Here is a 15,641-nt window from a genome sequence, read left to right on the forward strand (position 1 = left end):
GCTAGACGGCTGACGAACGACGGATCGGCAGGACTTCGGGAGGATACGCGTGACGAACAACATCAGGCCGCTGGTTGCGGGCAACTGGAAGATGAACGGGCTCAAGGCGGAGCTGGCGATCGCCAGCGCGGTGGCGCAGGGCTACGAGCCCGGCCTGCGGCGCAGCGTCGACCTCGCCATCTGCCCGCCTGCGACGCTGCTCTTCGCGGTGAGCGCGGCGCTGATCGGCTCGCGCATCGCCACCGGCGGCCAGGATTGCAGCGCCCATGAGAGCGGCGCATATACCGGCGAGGTCTCCGCCGCCATGCTCGCCGATTCCGGCGCGCAGTTCGTCATCGTCGGCCATTCCGAGCGCCGCACGCTACATGGCGAGCGCGATGCCGACGTCAATGCCAAGGCGGAGGCGGCCCAGGCGGCGCAGCTCGTGCCGATCGTCTGCGTCGGCGAGACCCGCGCCGAGCGCGAGGCGGGCAAGGCGCTGGCCGTGGTCAAGAAGCAGCTGCGCGGCTCGATCCCGCAGGGTTCGACGGGGGCGACGCTGGTCGTGGCCTATGAGCCGGTCTGGGCGATCGGCACCGGGCTGACCCCGACGGTCGCCGACGTCGCGGACATGCATGCCGGCATCCGCACCGAGCTGGCGCGCCTGCTCGGCAAGAGCGTCGCACCCGGCGTGCGCGTGCTCTATGGCGGCTCGGTCAAGCCGTCGAACGCGGCCGAGCTGATGGGCGTCGCCAATGTCGACGGCGCGCTGGTCGGCGGCGCCAGCCTCAAGGCCGAGGACTTCCTGGGCATCGCCCGCGCCTGCGGCGCCTGAGCCTCCTGCCCATACGCCTCGCGGCCGCGCGCCCCAATTGCCGGGTGGTGCGCGGCGTCCGCCCATGCTAAGGGCACCGCCGACACGCGGAACCGTGCCGACGCCGTCATCCGGACGGTCTTGGCTCCGGCCCGCGTCATAGCCATTTCGTGAGCCATGCAGAACGTTCTCATCGTCATTCACCTGATCATCGTGGTCGCGCTCGTCGGCGTGGTGCTCCTGCAGCGCTCCGAGGGCGGCGGTCTCGGCATGGGCTCGGGCGGCGGTGGCGGCGTCGGCGGCTTCATGACCGGCCGCGGCCAGGCCAACGCCCTGACGCGGGCGACGGCGATCCTGGCGGGCCTGTTCTTCATCACCTCGCTGACGCTGGCCGTGCTGGCGACGCAGGGCCGCACCCAGCGCTCGATCATCGACGGGGCTCCGCCCCCGCCGGCCCAGGGCGCTCCGGCCACGCCGGGCGCGCCTTCGGCACCGAACGCGGGCGGCGGCGTGCTCGACCAGCTGCGTCAGCTGGAGAACAACGCGCAGCCGCAGGCCCAGCCGCAGGCCCAGCCGCCGCAGCCGTCCGCACCGGCGCAGTGATCGGGGCAGGGCAGGGGCCGGGAAACCGGCCCTTCTCTTTTGTGGACAAGCTCTGAGCGCAGGGCGGCGTCGCGCTGCCGCGCTTAGCGAATCGAACTCTTGGCGTTAAAGGTGACCCCCCATGACGCGGTATGTCTTCATCACCGGCGGCGTGGTTTCCTCGCTCGGCAAAGGTCTCGCAGCGGCTGCCCTGGCGGCCCTATTGCAGGCGCGCGGCTATTCCGTGCGGCTGCGTAAGCTCGACCCCTATCTCAACGTCGATCCGGGGACGATGAGCCCCTATCAGCACGGCGAGGTCTTCGTGACCGATGACGGGGCGGAGACCGATCTCGACCTCGGCCATTACGAGCGCTTCACCGGACGGCCGTGCAACCGGGGTGACAACATCACCACCGGCCGCATCTACATGGACATCCTGACCAAGGAGCGCCGCGGCGACTATCTCGGCGCGACCATCCAGGTGGTCCCGCACGTTACTAACGCGATCAAGGAATTCGTCCTCACCGGCAATGAGGGCTACGACTTCGTGCTGGTCGAGATCGGCGGCACGGTCGGCGACATCGAGAGCCTGCCCTTCCTCGAATCGATCCGCCAGATCAGCCAGCAGCTGCCGCGCGGCCAGTGCATCTTCGTGCACCTGACGCTGCTGCCCTACATCCCGACCGCGGGCGAGCTGAAGACCAAGCCGACGCAGCATTCGGTCGCCGAGCTGCGCTCGATCGGCATCCAGCCCGACATCCTGCTCTGCCGCACCGACCGCGAGATCCCCTATGAGGAGCGGCGCAAGCTGGCGCTGTTCTGCAATGTCCGCGAGACGGCGGTGATCGAGGCCCGCGACGTCGCCTCGATCTACGACGTGCCGCTATCCTACCACGCCGAGGGGCTCGACAACGAGGTTCTCGCGGCCTTCGGCATGGACGCCAGCAAGGAGCCTGACGTCGGCGGCTGGCGGCGCATCTCCGAGCGCGTCAAGAACCCCGAAGGCGAGGTCACCATCGCGGTGGTCGGCAAGTACACGGGGATGAAGGACGCCTACAAGTCGCTGATCGAGGCTCTGACCCATGGCGGCATCGCCAACCGGGTCAAGGTCAATCTCGACTGGATCGAGTCGGAGGTCTTCGAGAAGGAGGACCCGGCGCCCTTCCTCGAGCATGTCCACGGTATCCTGGTCCCCGGCGGCTTCGGTCATCGCGGCGCCGAGGGCAAGATCAAGGCGGCGACCTTCGCCCGCCAGCGCAAGGTGCCGTATTTCGGCATCTGCTTCGGCATGCAGATGGCGGTGATCGAGGCGGCGCGCTCGCTGGCCGGGATCGAGGACGCCAACTCCACCGAATTCGGCCCGACCGAGCAGCCGGTGGTCGGCCTGATGACCGAGTGGATGCGCGGCAACGATCTCGAGATGCGCTCGGCCGGCGGCGACCTCGGCGGCACCATGCGCCTCGGCGCCTTCGCCTCGAAGCTCTCGCCCGATTCCAAAATCGCCGACATCTACGGCGCGACCGAGATCTCGGAGCGGCATCGCCACCGCTACGAGGTCAATATGAGCTATCGCGAGGCGCTGGAGGCCAAGGGCCTGCGCTTTTCCGGCGTCTCACCCGACGGGCTGCTGCCGGAGACGGTCGAGTATCCCGACCATCCCTGGTTCATCGGCGTGCAGTACCATCCCGAGCTGAAGTCGCGCCCGTTCGAGCCGCATCCGCTGTTCGCCAGCTTCATCGAGGCGGCGGTCGTCCAGAGCCGGCTGGTCTGAGCCTGAGCCGGCCCTCGCCCTTGCCGGCTGCGGCGGGGCGGGGCTAGGAGTGGGGGCCTGTGCAGCGCGCGCCGCGCTCTCCGCTCGCGGAGTCGACGGCGCCCCATGACGGTGGCTCCCGATGACCGAAACCTCTCCCGGCCCGCGCGGCCTCGACCATCTGGTGATCGGCGTCAGCGATCTCGACGCCGCCGGCGCGCTCTATGAGCGGCTCGGCTTCCGCGTCGGCGCGCGCAACCGCCACCCCTGGGGCACCGAGAACCGCATCGTCCAGTTCCCCGGCTCCTTCCTGGAACTGATCACGATCGGCGATGCGACGGCCATTCCCGCGCACGAAGCGCGGCGCTTCTCCTTCGGTGCCTTCGTGCGCGACGCGCTGGCGCGCTGCGAGGGCATGTCGATGCTGGTGCTGGAAAGCAGCGATTCCGACGCCGATGCGGCTGCGTTCCAAGCCGCCGGGATCGGCGATTTCGAGCCGTTCTTCTTCGAGCGGCAGGCGAAGCGCCCCGACGGCTCGGAAGTCCGCGTCGCCTTCTCGCTCGCCTTCGCCGAGGACCGGGCGGCCCCCGACTGCGGCTTCTTCGTCTGCCAGCAGCACGAGCCGCAGAACTTCTGGAACCCGGCCTTCCAGCAGCACGAGAACGGTGCGCAGGCGCTGTCGGCTGTCGCCTTCGTCGCGGATGATCCGGCGCGCCATGAGCGCTTCTTCAGCGCCTATACTGCTTGCGCCTCCTTCGCGACGGCCGGTGGCGGCCTGCGCTTCGCGCTGCCGCGCGGGCGGATCGAGGTGATGAGCACGCAGGCTGCTGCGGCGGCGCTCGGCGACGCCAGCACGCGGCGCGCCCGGCCGCATTTCGCCGGCTTCGCGGTTGCGGTGCCGGCTCTCTCGCCGGTGGAGGAACGGCTGCGCGGACACGGAATCGCCTGCCGCCGCGAGGGCGGCCGGCTGGTGGTGCCGCCGGCCGCGGCGCTGGGCTGCGCCATCGTCTTCGAGCAGGGCTGAGGCCGCCGGGCTTCAGCGCCGGGGCGGCTCCGCCCCGGCATGGGCCTCGCCTTCCGGCAGGTTCGCCAGCAGCCCGAGCAGCGCCCGGTCGTGCAGCACGACCATGCGCTCCTTCGGCTTCAGCCAGAGCATGGCGTCGGCGATCGTCTCAGCGTCGATCAGCTTGGCCTGCGCCACGGCCCGGTCGGATTCGATCTCGCCGCGGCGGCGCGGCTGGACCTGCGGCAGCATCGCCTCATGCGCCGCGCGCAGGCGCTGGTCGGCATGCAGCGCCATCAGCCCGTCGGCCTCGTCATGGCCGGCTTCGGCGAACTCGCCCTGCAGCGCGTTGGCGCGCAGCGCGATCTGCGGCGGATCGCCTTCCTCCGGCGTCAGCAGCAGGCCGCGGCGCTTGAGCCAGAGCCCGATCGAGAGCTGGCCCGAGGCCCAGGAGAGCGGGATCGCCAGCAAGAGGCCGACGATGGTCGGCGACATCCAGGCGAAGAGCGAGGTCGCGATCATGAAGGCCGCGAGGCCGGCGACCAGGCCGAGCAGCGTATGGGCACGGTGGCGCCGCACGATGTCGCGGAAGGGGATCGAGCCGTCGTCGCGGCGCTGCGGGTTCCAGCCCGTATCGCGGCCGAGCAGGATCTGGAACACCGAGCCGGACTGGATCACCATCATGATCGGCGCCAGGATTGCCGAGAAGAACACCTCGATCAGCGCCGAGAGGATCAGCCGGATGCTACCGCCGCAGGCGCGCCGCAAGGTGCGATCGAACAGGGTCAGCAGCAGACCGAACAGCTTCGGCGCCAGCAGGATCGCCATGGTCAGCGCGAACAGGTTCAGCGCGCGCTCGGGGTCGAAGCGCGGCCAGATCGGGAAGAGCGTGAACTCCTCGGTGAAGTACTCCGGGCGCGCATAGTTGACCTGGAGGACGATCATGATGCCGACCACCAGTTGCATCAGCCAGAATGGCGAGGCCAGGTAGGCCATCATGCCGGTGGCGAAGTGCTGGCGCGTGGCGAGCTTCAGCCCGCGCGCGCCGATGATGCGCGAATGCTGGAGGTTGCCCTGGCACCAGCGCCGGTCGCGCGTCGCGATGTCGATCAGCGAGGGCGGGCTCTCCTCATAGGAGCCCGTCAGGTCCGGCAGCATGTAGACCGACCAGCCGGCCCGGCGGATCAGCGCCGCCTCGACGAAGTCGTGGCTGAGGACATGGCCGCCGAAGGGCGGCTTGCCCTTGAGGTCGGGCAGGCCGCAATGGTCGGCGAAGGCCTTGGTGCGGATGATCGCGTTATGGCCCCAGTAATTGCCGTCGCGGCCGGACCACACGGCGAGGCCTGTGGCGATCACCGGGCCGTAGACGCGCGCGGCGAACTGCTGCAGCCGGGCGAAGAAGGTGTTGCGATTGATGATCAGCGGCAGCGACTGGATGATGCCGGCGTCGGGATCGGCCTCCATCGCGGCGGCGAGCCGCACGATGCAGGTGCCCGTCATCAGGCTGTCGGCGTCGAGCACGACCATATGGGCGTAGTGACCGCCCCAGCGCATCACGAAGTCGGCGATGTTGCCGGCCTTGCGATGATGGTTCTTCGGGCGGTGGCGGTAGTAGATCCGCGCCTCGGGCCCGAGGCGGTGGCGCAGGTCGAGGAAGGCGCGCTCCTCGGCGACCCAGATGTCAGGATTCGTGGTGTCCGAGACGATGAAATAGTCGAAATGCTCGCCGAGCCCGGTCGCCTCGACCGATTCTCGGATCGCGGCGAGCGCCGCGAAGGTCCTTGCCGTCGATTCGTTGTAGATCGGCATGACCACGACGGTCTTCTGCGTCAGCGTCTCGGCGCGCGAACTGCGCAGCAGCCGGAACAGCAGCGTGACGAAGCCGAGGATGGCGCTGGTGAAGGCCAGCGCGATCCAGGAGAAGTTGATCGTGAACAGCACGACCAGCACGTACTGCAGGAAGGTCGTGCGGCTGACCGACACGACATTGTACATTTCCCAGGTGCCGTAGGCGGTCAGCGCCAGCGCGCCGCCGAAGACGAACAGCCGCGCGAGCCAGGGCGTGCGCCAGGCGCCGGGTGCCGCCGGCTTGCGCGTATCGGCGCGCTTCCAGCGCTGGAAGGACTGCACCGGCATGTCGAGCCGGTTCTCGGGCGGGGTCGCCTGGAAGGGCGCGGGCCAGCCGCCGGCCTCGCCCGACGCCTCGCGGACCGGAGCGTCCGCCTCGACCGCGGCGCCGCTCACCAGGTCCACCGGTTCAGCCAGGTTTCGGAAACGGGTTGTCCGCCGGCATCGAGCACGAGACGCAACTCCGAGAGGTTGTCGTTGCCCGGGTCGACCTCGAAGGTCACGCGCATGGCGCGCCGCTCCGGAAAGGGCCACAGGCGCAGGTTGTGGATCGCGCCCGGCGTCGCGGTGACGAGGGCACGGGTGGCGGCGACGAGCGCGGCGTCGCCGAGCTTCTCGCCGGCGAAGTCGATGGCGAAGCGCCGGCGCCGTCCCTGCGAGCCGCGGCCCTGACGGGTACGCACCGCCATGGCGAGGTCGGGCTTGTCCGGCGGCTGCCAGCACCAGGCCTGGCGATAGGCGATCGTTGTCTCGCTGCCGGCCGCGATCGGCTGGCGCGGTCGCCAATAGGCGATGACGTTGTCGTTGAGCTCGGAATCGGTCGGGATCTCGATGAGCTGGACCGAGCCCTGGCCCCAGTCGCCGAGCGGCTCCATCCAGACGCTCGGGCGCAGCTCGAAGCGCTGGTCGTCGTCGACGAAGGCGGCCGGGTCGCGCTCGCGCTGGACAAGGCCGAAGCCGCGCGGATTCGCGTCCTGGAAGGAGGAGACCTGCAGCGCCGATGGGTTGCTGACCGGGCGGTAGATCCACTCGCCGCTGCCGGAATGCATCTGCACGCCGGAGACCTCGTAGATCGACGGGCGCAGATCGTCGAAGGTGCGCCGGCTCTGCGGGCCGGAGAAGAAGGTGCCCATGGTGCAGCCGAAGCCGACATGGTCGAGATTGGCGCGCGGGAACAGCGTCATCTCGACATCGACGAAGCTGATGTCGCCGGGGCGCAGGGTCATGCGCACCGCACCCGTGACGCTCTCGGAATCGAGCAAGGCGTGGACGATCAGCGCCCCGGCGGCCGGGCTCGGCCGCTCGATCCAGTAGGCGCGGAAGAACGGAATCTCTTCGCCGCGGGTCTCGCCCGGGCGCAGGATCAGGGCGCGGGCGATCGCGCCGAAATGCTGGCCGCGGGCCAGCGCGCGGAAGAAGGTTGCGCCCTGGAAGAGCGCGAACTCATGGGGACGCTCCAGCCCGGTGGCGACGCGGAAGCCGGAGAATTGCAGGTCCTGCCCCTCGGGCGGCGGGTTCACCTTGCCGTAGTCGAAGCGGCCGCGGTCGAAGGCGACGCGGCGCACCATGTCGTCCTCGACGGTGAAGAGCGCCACCGGGGCCGAGAAGACGTAGCCGCGATGCAGCGGCTCGATGGTGAAGCCGCGATTCTCGCCGGTCCAGATCAGCCCGGAAGGCTTGGCGCGGATGCCGGCATACTGGTCCTGCGGCAGGTTGGCGTAACCTTCGGGCAGGTCGTTGTTGGTGAGCGGCACCATCGGCCGCTTCGACAGCATGCGGGCGGCCTCGACGACATGGCCGGGGTCGAAACGCTGGCCCTCGGCGATCACCGACTGGACCAGCGCGGCCCAGCCCGGCTGCTGGGCTGCCGCGGAGGACGGGGACAGCAGGCGCTGGGCCGTCAGGCCGGCGGCGGTAACGCTCAAAAATCGACGACGATTCAGGGAGTTCGACATCAGTTCCAACTTGCGCCGTCAGCGGTTCGGCCGCCTGCGCTTCTAGAGCATATCGCTTCCGGCTGAAAAGCGGGAGGAGGGGCGCTGATCGAAATAATCCGGGCTCCGCGGGCTGGTTGCGGCAGGGCGCGGCGCGTGCTCCGCGTCATGCGCCGGGGGGAGGGGCCCGGGCGGGCCCCGGCACCGGTTTTCATGTCCGGGACGACTTTGCCAAATCCGCTCGGGATCGGCTATCCACGGCCGGCGCAGCATCGGGCTGCGTCCGATCGTCGCCCGCCGCCGGAGTGCTCCGGCGCGGACCATCGCCCCGCCAGCATGAGACGTGAAGATCATGACCGAAATGCAGCCCGGCCGCTCCTGCCTCGCCATCATCCTCGCGGCGGGCGAGGGCACGCGGATGAAGTCGCGGCGGCCGAAGGTGCTGCACGAGGTCGCCGGGCGCTCGCTGCTCGGCCATGCGCTGGCGGCGGTGGCCGAGGCCGGTGCGGATTCGCTGGTGGTGGTGATCGGGCCCGACCGGCCGGACGTCGCCGCCGAGGTGGCGCGGCTCGCCCCCCATGCCGCGATCGCGGTGCAGACCGAGCGCAAGGGCACGGCGCATGCCGTGCTGGCCGCCCGCGAGAGCCTGGCCGCCGGCCATGACGACGTACTCGTCGCCTTCGCCGACACGCCGCTGGTGCGCGGTGGCACCTTCGCCGCGCTGCGCGGGGCGCTGCATGGCGGCGCGGCCGTCGCGGCGCTGGGCTTCGAGGCCGCCGATCCGACCGGCTATGGCCGCTTCGTGGTGCGCGACGGCCAGTTGCAGGCCATCGTCGAGCACAAGGACGCCGATGAGGCGACGCGGGCGATCACGCTGTGCAATGCCGGGCTGATGGCGCTCGACGGGCGCGAGGCGCTCTCGCTGCTCGAGGCGATCGGCAACGCCAACGCCCAGGGCGAGTTCTACCTGACCGACGCCGTCGCGGTCGCCCGCGGGCGCGGCCTTCCGGCCGTGGCGCTGACCGCGCCCGAGAGCGAGGTGCAGGGCGTCAACGATCGTATCCAGCTCGCTGCCGCCGAGGCGGAGTTCCAGCGCCGCCGCCGGCGCGAGGCGATGGCGGAGGGCGTGACGCTGGTCGCGCCGGAGACGGTATTCTTCAGCCATGACACCCGGCTCGGCCGCGACGTCCTGGTCGAGCCGCATGTGGTGTTCGGCCCCGGCGTCACGGTCGCGGACGGCGCCGTGATCCACGCCTTCTCGCATCTCGAAGGCGCCTCGGTCGGTGCCAGCGCGACCATCGGCCCCTATGCGCGGCTGCGCCCGGGCGCGGATCTGGCCGGCGGTGCCAAGGTCGGCAATTTCGTGGAGATCAAGGCAGCGAAGATCGGCGAGGGCGCCAAGGTCAACCATCTGACCTATATCGGCGATGCCGAGATCGGCGCTGCCGCCAATATCGGCGCCGGCACCATCACCTGCAATTACGACGGCTTCTTCAAGTCGAAGACCGTCATCGGCGAGGGCGCCTTCATCGGTTCCAACTCGGCGCTGGTGGCGCCTGTGACGATCGGCGCCGGCGCCTATGTCGGCTCGGGCTCGGTCATCACCCGCGACGTGCCGGCGGATGCGCTGGCGGTGGCGCGCGGGCGCCAGATCGAGCGCGAGGGCTGGGCCTCGGCCTTCCGCGCGGCGGCGATGGCGCGCAAGGCGAAGAAGGGCTGAGGGGCGAGGGCCGGCGGGCGGATTCTGCCCGCTTAACCCGCCTTTCATTCACAGTCGGACATTGAACGTGATTTCGCGATCCGCGCGCCGCAGCTTATGGCGAGCGCATCGCTATCAACGGGTGAGGCACGGATATGTGCGGGATCGTGGGCATTCTCGGCAAGCAGGCCGTCGCCGGGCAGGTGGTCGAGGCGCTGCGGCGGCTCGAGTATCGCGGCTATGACTCCGCCGGAGTGGCCACGCTCGAAGCCGGCCGGCTCGACCGTCGGCGCGCCGAGGGCAAGCTCAAGAACCTCGAGGTCCGGCTGTCCAAGGAGCCGCTCGAGGGGCTGATCGGCATCGGCCACACCCGCTGGGCCACCCATGGCAAGCCCAACGAGGTCAACGCCCATCCGCACGCCACCGCCAAGCTGGCGGTCGTCCATAACGGCATCATCGAGAATTTCCGCGAGCTCAAGGCCGAGCTCGAGGCCGATGGCTGCCGCTTCGAGACCGAGACCGACACCGAGGTGGTCGCCCATCTCGTCACCCGGGAGCTCGATCGCGGCAAGGACCCGGTCGCGGCGGTGGCGGCCTCGCTGCCGCATCTGCGCGGCGCCTTCGCGCTGGCCTTCCTGTTCGAGGGCCAGGACGACCTGCTGATCGGCGCCCGCAAGGGCTCGCCGCTGGCCGTCGGCATCGGCGAGGGCGAGATGTATCTCGGCTCCGACGCGCTGGCGCTGGCGCCCTTCACCAATCTGATCGCCTATCTGGAGGAGGGCGACTGGGTCGTGCTCCACCGCAATGGCGCGACCTTCTACGACGCCGACAACAATCAGGTCGAGCGGCGGGCCCAGCGCGTCGCCGCCGGCGCGTTCCTGGTCGAGAAGGGCAATCACAGCCACTTCATGGCAAAGGAAATCTACGAGCAGCCGGAGGTCGTCGGCCACACGCTGACCCATTTCGTCGACATGGCCGAGGGCCGGGCGCGGCTGCCCTTCGCGGCGCCCTTCGACTGGAAGGCCCTGTCGCGGCTCTCCGTCTCGGCCTGCGGCACCGCCTATTATGCCGGGCTGACGGCGAAGTACTGGTTCGAGAAGCTGGCGCGCCTGCCGGTCGAGATCGACGTCGCCTCGGAGTTCCGCTACCGCGAGGCGCCGCTGCCGGCCAATGGGCTGTCGCTCTTCGTCTCCCAGTCCGGCGAAACCGCCGACACGCTGGCCTGCCTGCGCTATGCGCGTCAGGAGGGCCAGCACGTGCTCTCCGTCGTCAACGTGCCGACCTCGACCATCGCCCGCGAGAGCGACGTGGTGGCGCCGACGCTGGCCGGGCCGGAGATCGGCGTCGCCTCGACCAAGGCGTTCACCTGCCAGCTGACCGCGCTGGCCGGCCTCGCCATCGCGGCGGCGCGGGCGCGCGGCGCCATCACGGCCGAGGAAGAGGCCGCCCATGTCCAGTCGCTGATCGCGCTGCCGGGGCTGATGGCGCAGGCTCTGACGCTGGAGCCGGAGATCGAGAAGCTCGCCCGCAAGCTCTCGCGGGCCCGCGACGTGCTGTATCTCGGCCGCGGCACCAGCTTCCCGCTGGCGCTCGAAGGCGCGCTGAAGCTCAAGGAAATCAGCTATATCCATGCGGAAGGTTATCCGGCGGGCGAGCTTAAGCACGGGCCGATCGCGCTGATCGACGAGGACATGCCGGTCATCGTCATCGCGCCGCACGATGCGCTGTTCGAGAAGACCGCGTCGAACATGCAGGAGGTCGCGGCGCGTGGCGGCCGCATCATCCTGATCACCGACGCCCGCGGCGCCGCCGAATGCGGCATCGAGCCCGAGGCGACGATCGTGATGCCGGAGATGGACCCGCTCTTCGCGCCGATCGTCTACGCCGTGCCGATCCAGATGATCGCCTACCAGACGGCGGTCTTCATGGGGAAGGACGTCGACCAGCCCCGCAACCTGGCGAAGTCCGTCACGGTGGAATGAGACGAGGGGCCTCGCGCCCCTCCCGCTCGCCTCCGCTACATTGCCGTCCTGGGCGCGCCTCACCGCGCGCCCGCACCGCTATTCGCCGTCCTTCGGCTCCGGGCGGCTGGCGACGTACCAGGCCGAACCGAGCAGGCAGATCGCGGTGGTCCAGAGCGCGATCGGCGGCGCGCTGGTCTGCGTCACCAGCACGAAGCTCAGCGCCATCGAGCCGCAGGCTATGTATTTTACCCGCCGCGCGATCGTCCCCGTGCGCCGCCAGCGCACCACCTGCGGCCCCAGCGTCGGATGGGCGAGCAACCAGGCCTCGAAGCGCGGCGAGGAGCGCGAGAAGCACCAGGCTGCGCCGATCAGGAAGATCGTGCCCGGCATCAGCGGCAGGATCACCCCGACGACGCCGATGGCGGTGAGGATCCAGCCGGCGGCCAGATAGAGATGCCTGCTCCAGCCGCGTGGAGGTGGGGAGGGCTCGCTCACGCTTTCCTTGGGGCTGGCGCTGAATCGGGGGTGCCGATCAATTCACGCTCGGCTATCGTCGGATAGTGCGGCGCGTGGCCGCGTGCCGGCAAGTCCTTCGGACGCCCCGTCGGCGATGGGAGTGCCGCAGAGCTCATGAGCCAGTCCCCGATGCCGGATCCCCGCGCGGCGGTCGAGACCGACCTGCTGCGCCCGACCTTCGGGACCAGGCTGCGGCGCTATTTCTTCACCGGCCTCGTGCTTGCCGCCCCGCTCGCGATCACAGCCTCGGTGACCTGGTGGTTCGTGACGCTGGTCGACGGCTGGGTCAGGCCGCTGGTGCCGGCGCAGTTCTGGCCGGAGAACTACCTGCCCTTCCCGATTCCGGGCTTCGGCGTGGTGATCGCGCTGGTCGGGCTGACGCTGCTCGGCTTCTTCGCGGCCAATCTCGTGGGACGCACGCTGATCGATGCCGGCGAGGCGATCCTCAACCGCATGCCGGTGGTGCGCGGGCTCTACAAGAGCGTGAAGCAGGTCTTCGAGACGATCTTCTCCCAGTCCGGCACCTCGTTCCGCAAGGTCGGCATGGTGCAGTTCCCGCAGCCGGGCATGTGGTCGATCGTCTTCATCGCGCAGGAGGCGGCACCCGAGATCGCCGATGCCTTGCCGGGCGAGGGCCAGATCGGCGTGTTCCTGCCCTGCAGCCCCAACCCGACCACCGGCTTCTTCTTCTACCTGCCGCGCAGCGAGGTGGTGGAACTGGCCATCACGGTCGAGCAGGCGGCCAAGCTGGTGATGTCGGCGGGGCTGATCCAGCCGAGCGAGGTCGCCAGGCTCGGCCGTCATGGCCATGACGAGCCGGTTCCGGCCGCGCCGCAGGCGCCCTGAACTTGGGCTAGCCCGCCCGCAGCAGCCTGATCGCCACGTCGCGCTCGAACAGATAGAGCAGGGTGCGCACCGCCTGTCCGCGCGGCGTCTCCAGATGCGGGTCGCGCTCGATCAGCAGGCGGGCATCGTCGCGCGCCGCCGCCAGCAGATCGCCGTCGATCTCCGGGCGGGCGACGCGCCAGTCGGGCGAGCCGGACTGGCGGGTGCCGAGCACCTCGCCCTCGCCGCGCAGGCGCAGGTCCTCCTCGGCGATGCGGAAGCCGTCCTCGGTCTCGCGCATGATCGAGAGGCGGGCCTCCGCCACCGGCCCGAGCGGCCCCTTGTAGAGCAGCAGGCAGGTCGAGGCGGCGGAACCGCGGCCGATGCGCCCGCGCAGCTGGTGCAATTGCGCGAGGCCGAAGCGCTCGGCATGCTCGATCACCATGACGCTGGCATTGGGCACGTCGACGCCGACCTCGATCACCGTGGTCGAGACGAGGATGCGGGTCTCGCCGGCGACGAAGGCGGCCATCGCCGCGTCCTTGTCGCGGCCGGGCATCTGGCCGTGCAGCAGGCCGACCTGCGCGCCGAAGACCTCGCGCAGCGCCTCGTAGCGCTCCTCTGCGGCCGCGACCTCCAGCGTCTCCGATTCCTGCACCAGCGGGCAGACCCAGTAGACCTGTGCTCCGGCGGCGACCGCACGGCCCACCGCGCCGACGACCTCGTCATGGCGCTCGGAGGAGATGGCGCGGGTGGTGATCGGCTTCCGGCCCGCCGGCTTCTCGGAGAGGATCGAGATGTCCATGTCGCCGAACCAGGTCAGCGACAGGGTGCGCGGGATCGGGGTGGCGGTCATCACCAGCACGTCGACGGCTTCGCCCTTGGCGCCGAGAAGCAAACGCTGGTGCACGCCGAAGCGGTGCTGCTCGTCGACCACGGCCAAGGCGAGGTCGTGGAAGGCGACGCCTTCCTGGAACAGCGCATGGGTGCCGACGGCGATGGCGATCTCGCCGCTCGCCAGCCCGGCCAGCACCTGCCGGCGGCCGGCGCCCTTCTCGCGCCCGGTCAGCAAGGCGAGGTTCAATCCCGCCTTCGCCGCCAGCGGGGCCAGCCGCTCGGCGTGCTGGCGGGCGAGGATCTCGGTCGGCGCCATCAGCACGGATTGCCGGCCGGCCTCGGCGGCCGCGGCCATCGCCATCAGCGCCACCACGGTCTTCCCCGAACCGACATCGCCCTGCAGCAGGCGCAGCATGCGCTCGGGCTTCTCCATGTCGCCATGGATGTCGGCGATGGCCTGGCGCTGGCCGTCGGTGAGGCTGAAGGGCAGGGCGGCTTCCAGCGTGCGGCGCAGCCCGCCGTCGCCGGTGGTGGCGCGGCCGGCCGATTTCTTCTGCTGGCGCCGTACCAGAGCGAGCGCGAGCTGGCTGGCGAGGAACTCGTCATAGGCGACGCGGCGGCGGGCGATGCTGTCGCCCTGCACGTCCTTCAGCGCCTGCGGACGGTGGAGCGCCTGCACGGCGCTCTGGAAAGCCGGGAAATCGTTGCGGGCGTGGAAGGCCTCGTCCTGCCATTCCGGCAGGTCCGGGCAGCGCTCGACGGCGGCGGCGACGATGCGGGCCATGGTGCGGCCGGCCAGCCCCTCGGTCAGCCCGTAGACCGGCTCGATCGCCGGCAGGGCGTCGGCCTGCTGCGGGTCTAGGATGCGCTCGGGATGCACCATCTGGCGCATACCCTCCCAGAGCTCGAGCTTGCCGGAGACGATGCGATAGGCGCCGACGGGCAGCGACTGGGCGAGATGGCGCGGATCGGCGCGGAAGAAGATCAGCGTGACGTCGCCGGTCTCGTCTTCGACCAGCACGCGATAGGGCGCCCGCGCCTTGGCCTGCGGCGCCGGGCGATGCTCGACGACGCGGGCGGAAAAGGTCGCGATCTCCCCGATCGGCGCGTCGGCGATGCTCGGGCTCGGGCGGCGGTCGACGGCGCCGGTCGGCAGGTGGAAGAGCAGGTCGACGACGCGCGCCGCATGGGTCTCGTCGCCGAGCAGCTTGTCGAGCGCCTGGCCGAGCTTGGGCCCGACGCCGGTGAGCGTCGTGGCCGCGGCAAAGAGGGGATCGAGGACGGACGGACGCAAGGCGGCTCACGGCAACTGTCAGGAGCGCGGGGCAGGCGGCATTCCAGCCGCTGACTCCGCGAGGGCGGATCGCTATATAGCCCGTGACGGCAGGCTCCGCGACGGGGCCGGCCTGTTTCTCCATTGCCCGAAAGGCCGATGATGAGTGGCTCGACCCGCAGCAGCGCCGATCTCGACCCGCGCCGGCGCAAGATCCTGTTCCGCGCCTGGCATCGCGGCATGCGCGAGATGGACCTGATCATGGGCCGCTTCGCCGATGCCGAGATCGCCGGCTTCGACGAGGCCGAGCTCGACGAATTCGAGCGGCTGATCGAGGTGCTCGACCGCGACCTGCTGAGCTGGGTCACCGGCGAGGTGCCGGTGCCGGAGGATTACGACACCGCGCTCTACCGGCGGCTGAAGGCCTTCCACCGGCACGACAAGCCGATCCATGTCTGAGCCGCAGTCGGCTCCCTCCCTGTCATTCCGGGGCTTCGCGCCGCGAAGAACCCGGACCCCACCGGGTGAGCGGCTGACAATCCGACACAAGATGTCCCACCCCGTCGTGGGTTCCGGGTACCCGCCTGCGGCGTGCCCCGGAATGACAAGAGATCGTT

The 15,641-nt window shown here is 70.1% G+C and carries 12 protein-coding genes; 8 read left to right on the forward strand and 4 right to left on the reverse strand.

The window, feature by feature from the left end:
* The first annotated feature begins 49 nt into the window (after positions 1-49).
* The 4 genes from tpiA (at position 50) to ABE438_RS03445 (ending at position 4,149) form a co-directional block, all read left to right on the forward strand.
* Positions 50-814, forward strand: a complete 765-nt coding sequence (gene tpiA / locus ABE438_RS03430; RefSeq protein WP_346501135.1) for a triose-phosphate isomerase — start codon at positions 50-52, stop codon at positions 812-814.
* 156 nt (positions 815-970) lie between these two features.
* The gene (gene secG / locus ABE438_RS03435; RefSeq protein WP_346501136.1) at positions 971-1,396 is read left to right on the forward strand and encodes a preprotein translocase subunit SecG; all 426 of its coding nucleotides are present in this window, start codon (positions 971-973) and stop codon (positions 1,394-1,396) included.
* A 121-nt stretch (positions 1,397-1,517) separates the two neighbouring features.
* Complete coding sequence (locus tag ABE438_RS03440) at positions 1,518-3,146, forward strand: CTP synthase (protein ID WP_346501137.1); 1,629 nt, start codon at positions 1,518-1,520, stop codon at positions 3,144-3,146.
* Between the two features lie 121 nt (positions 3,147-3,267).
* Entirely contained in the window at positions 3,268-4,149 is an 882-nt protein-coding gene (locus tag ABE438_RS03445; protein ID WP_346501138.1) for a VOC family protein, read from the forward strand.
* Between the two features lie 12 nt (positions 4,150-4,161).
* Here ABE438_RS03445 and mdoH read toward each other — a convergent pair whose 3' ends face one another.
* Together mdoH and ABE438_RS03455 are read right to left on the reverse strand one after the other, a co-directional pair.
* Entirely contained in the window at positions 4,162-6,264 is a 2,103-nt protein-coding gene (gene mdoH / locus ABE438_RS03450; RefSeq protein WP_465248554.1) for a glucans biosynthesis glucosyltransferase MdoH, read from the reverse strand.
* A 104-nt stretch (positions 6,265-6,368) separates the two neighbouring features.
* Positions 6,369-7,931 carry an OpgD/OpgG family glucan biosynthesis protein gene (locus ABE438_RS03455; protein WP_346501139.1) on the reverse strand — a complete coding sequence of 521 codons (1,563 nt, stop codon included), beginning with the start codon at positions 7,929-7,931 and terminating at the stop codon, positions 6,369-6,371.
* Between the two features lie 340 nt (positions 7,932-8,271).
* Between ABE438_RS03455 and glmU the strand changes: the two genes are divergently transcribed.
* Together glmU and glmS are read left to right on the forward strand one after the other, a co-directional pair.
* Positions 8,272-9,630: a bifunctional UDP-N-acetylglucosamine diphosphorylase/glucosamine-1-phosphate N-acetyltransferase GlmU gene (gene glmU / locus ABE438_RS03460; protein ID WP_346501461.1), complete on the forward strand. Its 1,359-nt coding sequence runs from the start codon at positions 8,272-8,274 to the stop codon at positions 9,628-9,630.
* Positions 9,631-9,764: 134 nt separating this feature from the next.
* The gene (glmS, locus tag ABE438_RS03465; RefSeq protein ID WP_346501140.1) at positions 9,765-11,591 is read left to right on the forward strand and encodes a glutamine--fructose-6-phosphate transaminase (isomerizing); all 1,827 of its coding nucleotides are present in this window, start codon (positions 9,765-9,767) and stop codon (positions 11,589-11,591) included.
* Between the two features lie 78 nt (positions 11,592-11,669).
* On the opposite strand, the gene ABE438_RS03470 is transcribed toward glmS, so the two are convergent.
* Positions 11,670-12,068, reverse strand: a complete 399-nt coding sequence (locus tag ABE438_RS03470) for a YbaN family protein (RefSeq protein ID WP_346501141.1) — start codon at positions 12,066-12,068, stop codon at positions 11,670-11,672.
* Between the two features lie 150 nt (positions 12,069-12,218).
* On the opposite strand from ABE438_RS03470, the gene ABE438_RS03475 reads away from it, so the two are divergent.
* The gene (locus tag ABE438_RS03475) at positions 12,219-12,935 is read left to right on the forward strand and encodes a DUF502 domain-containing protein (RefSeq protein WP_346501142.1); all 717 of its coding nucleotides are present in this window, start codon (positions 12,219-12,221) and stop codon (positions 12,933-12,935) included.
* A 7-nt stretch (positions 12,936-12,942) separates the two neighbouring features.
* On the opposite strand, the gene recG is transcribed toward ABE438_RS03475, so the two are convergent.
* A complete protein-coding gene (recG, locus tag ABE438_RS03480; protein WP_346501143.1) occupies positions 12,943-15,045 on the reverse strand; it encodes an ATP-dependent DNA helicase RecG in 2,103 nt (700 codons plus the stop codon).
* Positions 15,046-15,186: 141 nt separating this feature from the next.
* On the opposite strand from recG, the gene ABE438_RS03485 reads away from it, so the two are divergent.
* Positions 15,187-15,483: an FAD assembly factor SdhE gene (locus ABE438_RS03485; RefSeq protein ID WP_346501462.1), complete on the forward strand. Its 297-nt coding sequence runs from the start codon at positions 15,187-15,189 to the stop codon at positions 15,481-15,483.
* The last annotated feature ends 158 nt before the right edge of the window (positions 15,484-15,641 follow it).

The organism is Allobosea sp. TWI1241 (assembly GCF_039673065.1).
Taxonomy (GTDB): Bacteria; Pseudomonadota; Alphaproteobacteria; order Rhizobiales; family Beijerinckiaceae; genus Allobosea.

Bases quoted from the DNA above. Each gene is read 5' to 3' on its own strand.
- secG (WP_346501136.1), top strand. From the start codon at position 971: ATGCAGAACGTTCTCATCGTCATTCACCTGATCATCGTGGTCGCGCTC.
- ABE438_RS03440 (WP_346501137.1), top strand. From the start codon at position 1,518: ATGACGCGGTATGTCTTCATCACCGGCGGCGTGGTTTCCTCGCTCGGC.
- ABE438_RS03445 (WP_346501138.1), top strand. From the start codon at position 3,268: ATGACCGAAACCTCTCCCGGCCCGCGCGGCCTCGACCATCTGGTGATC.
- mdoH (WP_465248554.1), bottom strand. From the start codon at position 6,264: ATGCCGGTGCAGTCCTTCCAGCGCTGGAAGCGCGCCGATACGCGCAAG.
- ABE438_RS03455 (WP_346501139.1), bottom strand. From the start codon at position 7,931: ATGTCGAACTCCCTGAATCGTCGTCGATTTTTGAGCGTTACCGCCGCC.
- glmU (WP_346501461.1), top strand. From the start codon at position 8,272: ATGCAGCCCGGCCGCTCCTGCCTCGCCATCATCCTCGCGGCGGGCGAG.
- glmS (WP_346501140.1), top strand. From the start codon at position 9,765: ATGTGCGGGATCGTGGGCATTCTCGGCAAGCAGGCCGTCGCCGGGCAG.
- ABE438_RS03475 (WP_346501142.1), top strand. From the start codon at position 12,219: ATGCCGGATCCCCGCGCGGCGGTCGAGACCGACCTGCTGCGCCCGACC.
- ABE438_RS03485 (WP_346501462.1), top strand. From the start codon at position 15,187: ATGAGTGGCTCGACCCGCAGCAGCGCCGATCTCGACCCGCGCCGGCGC.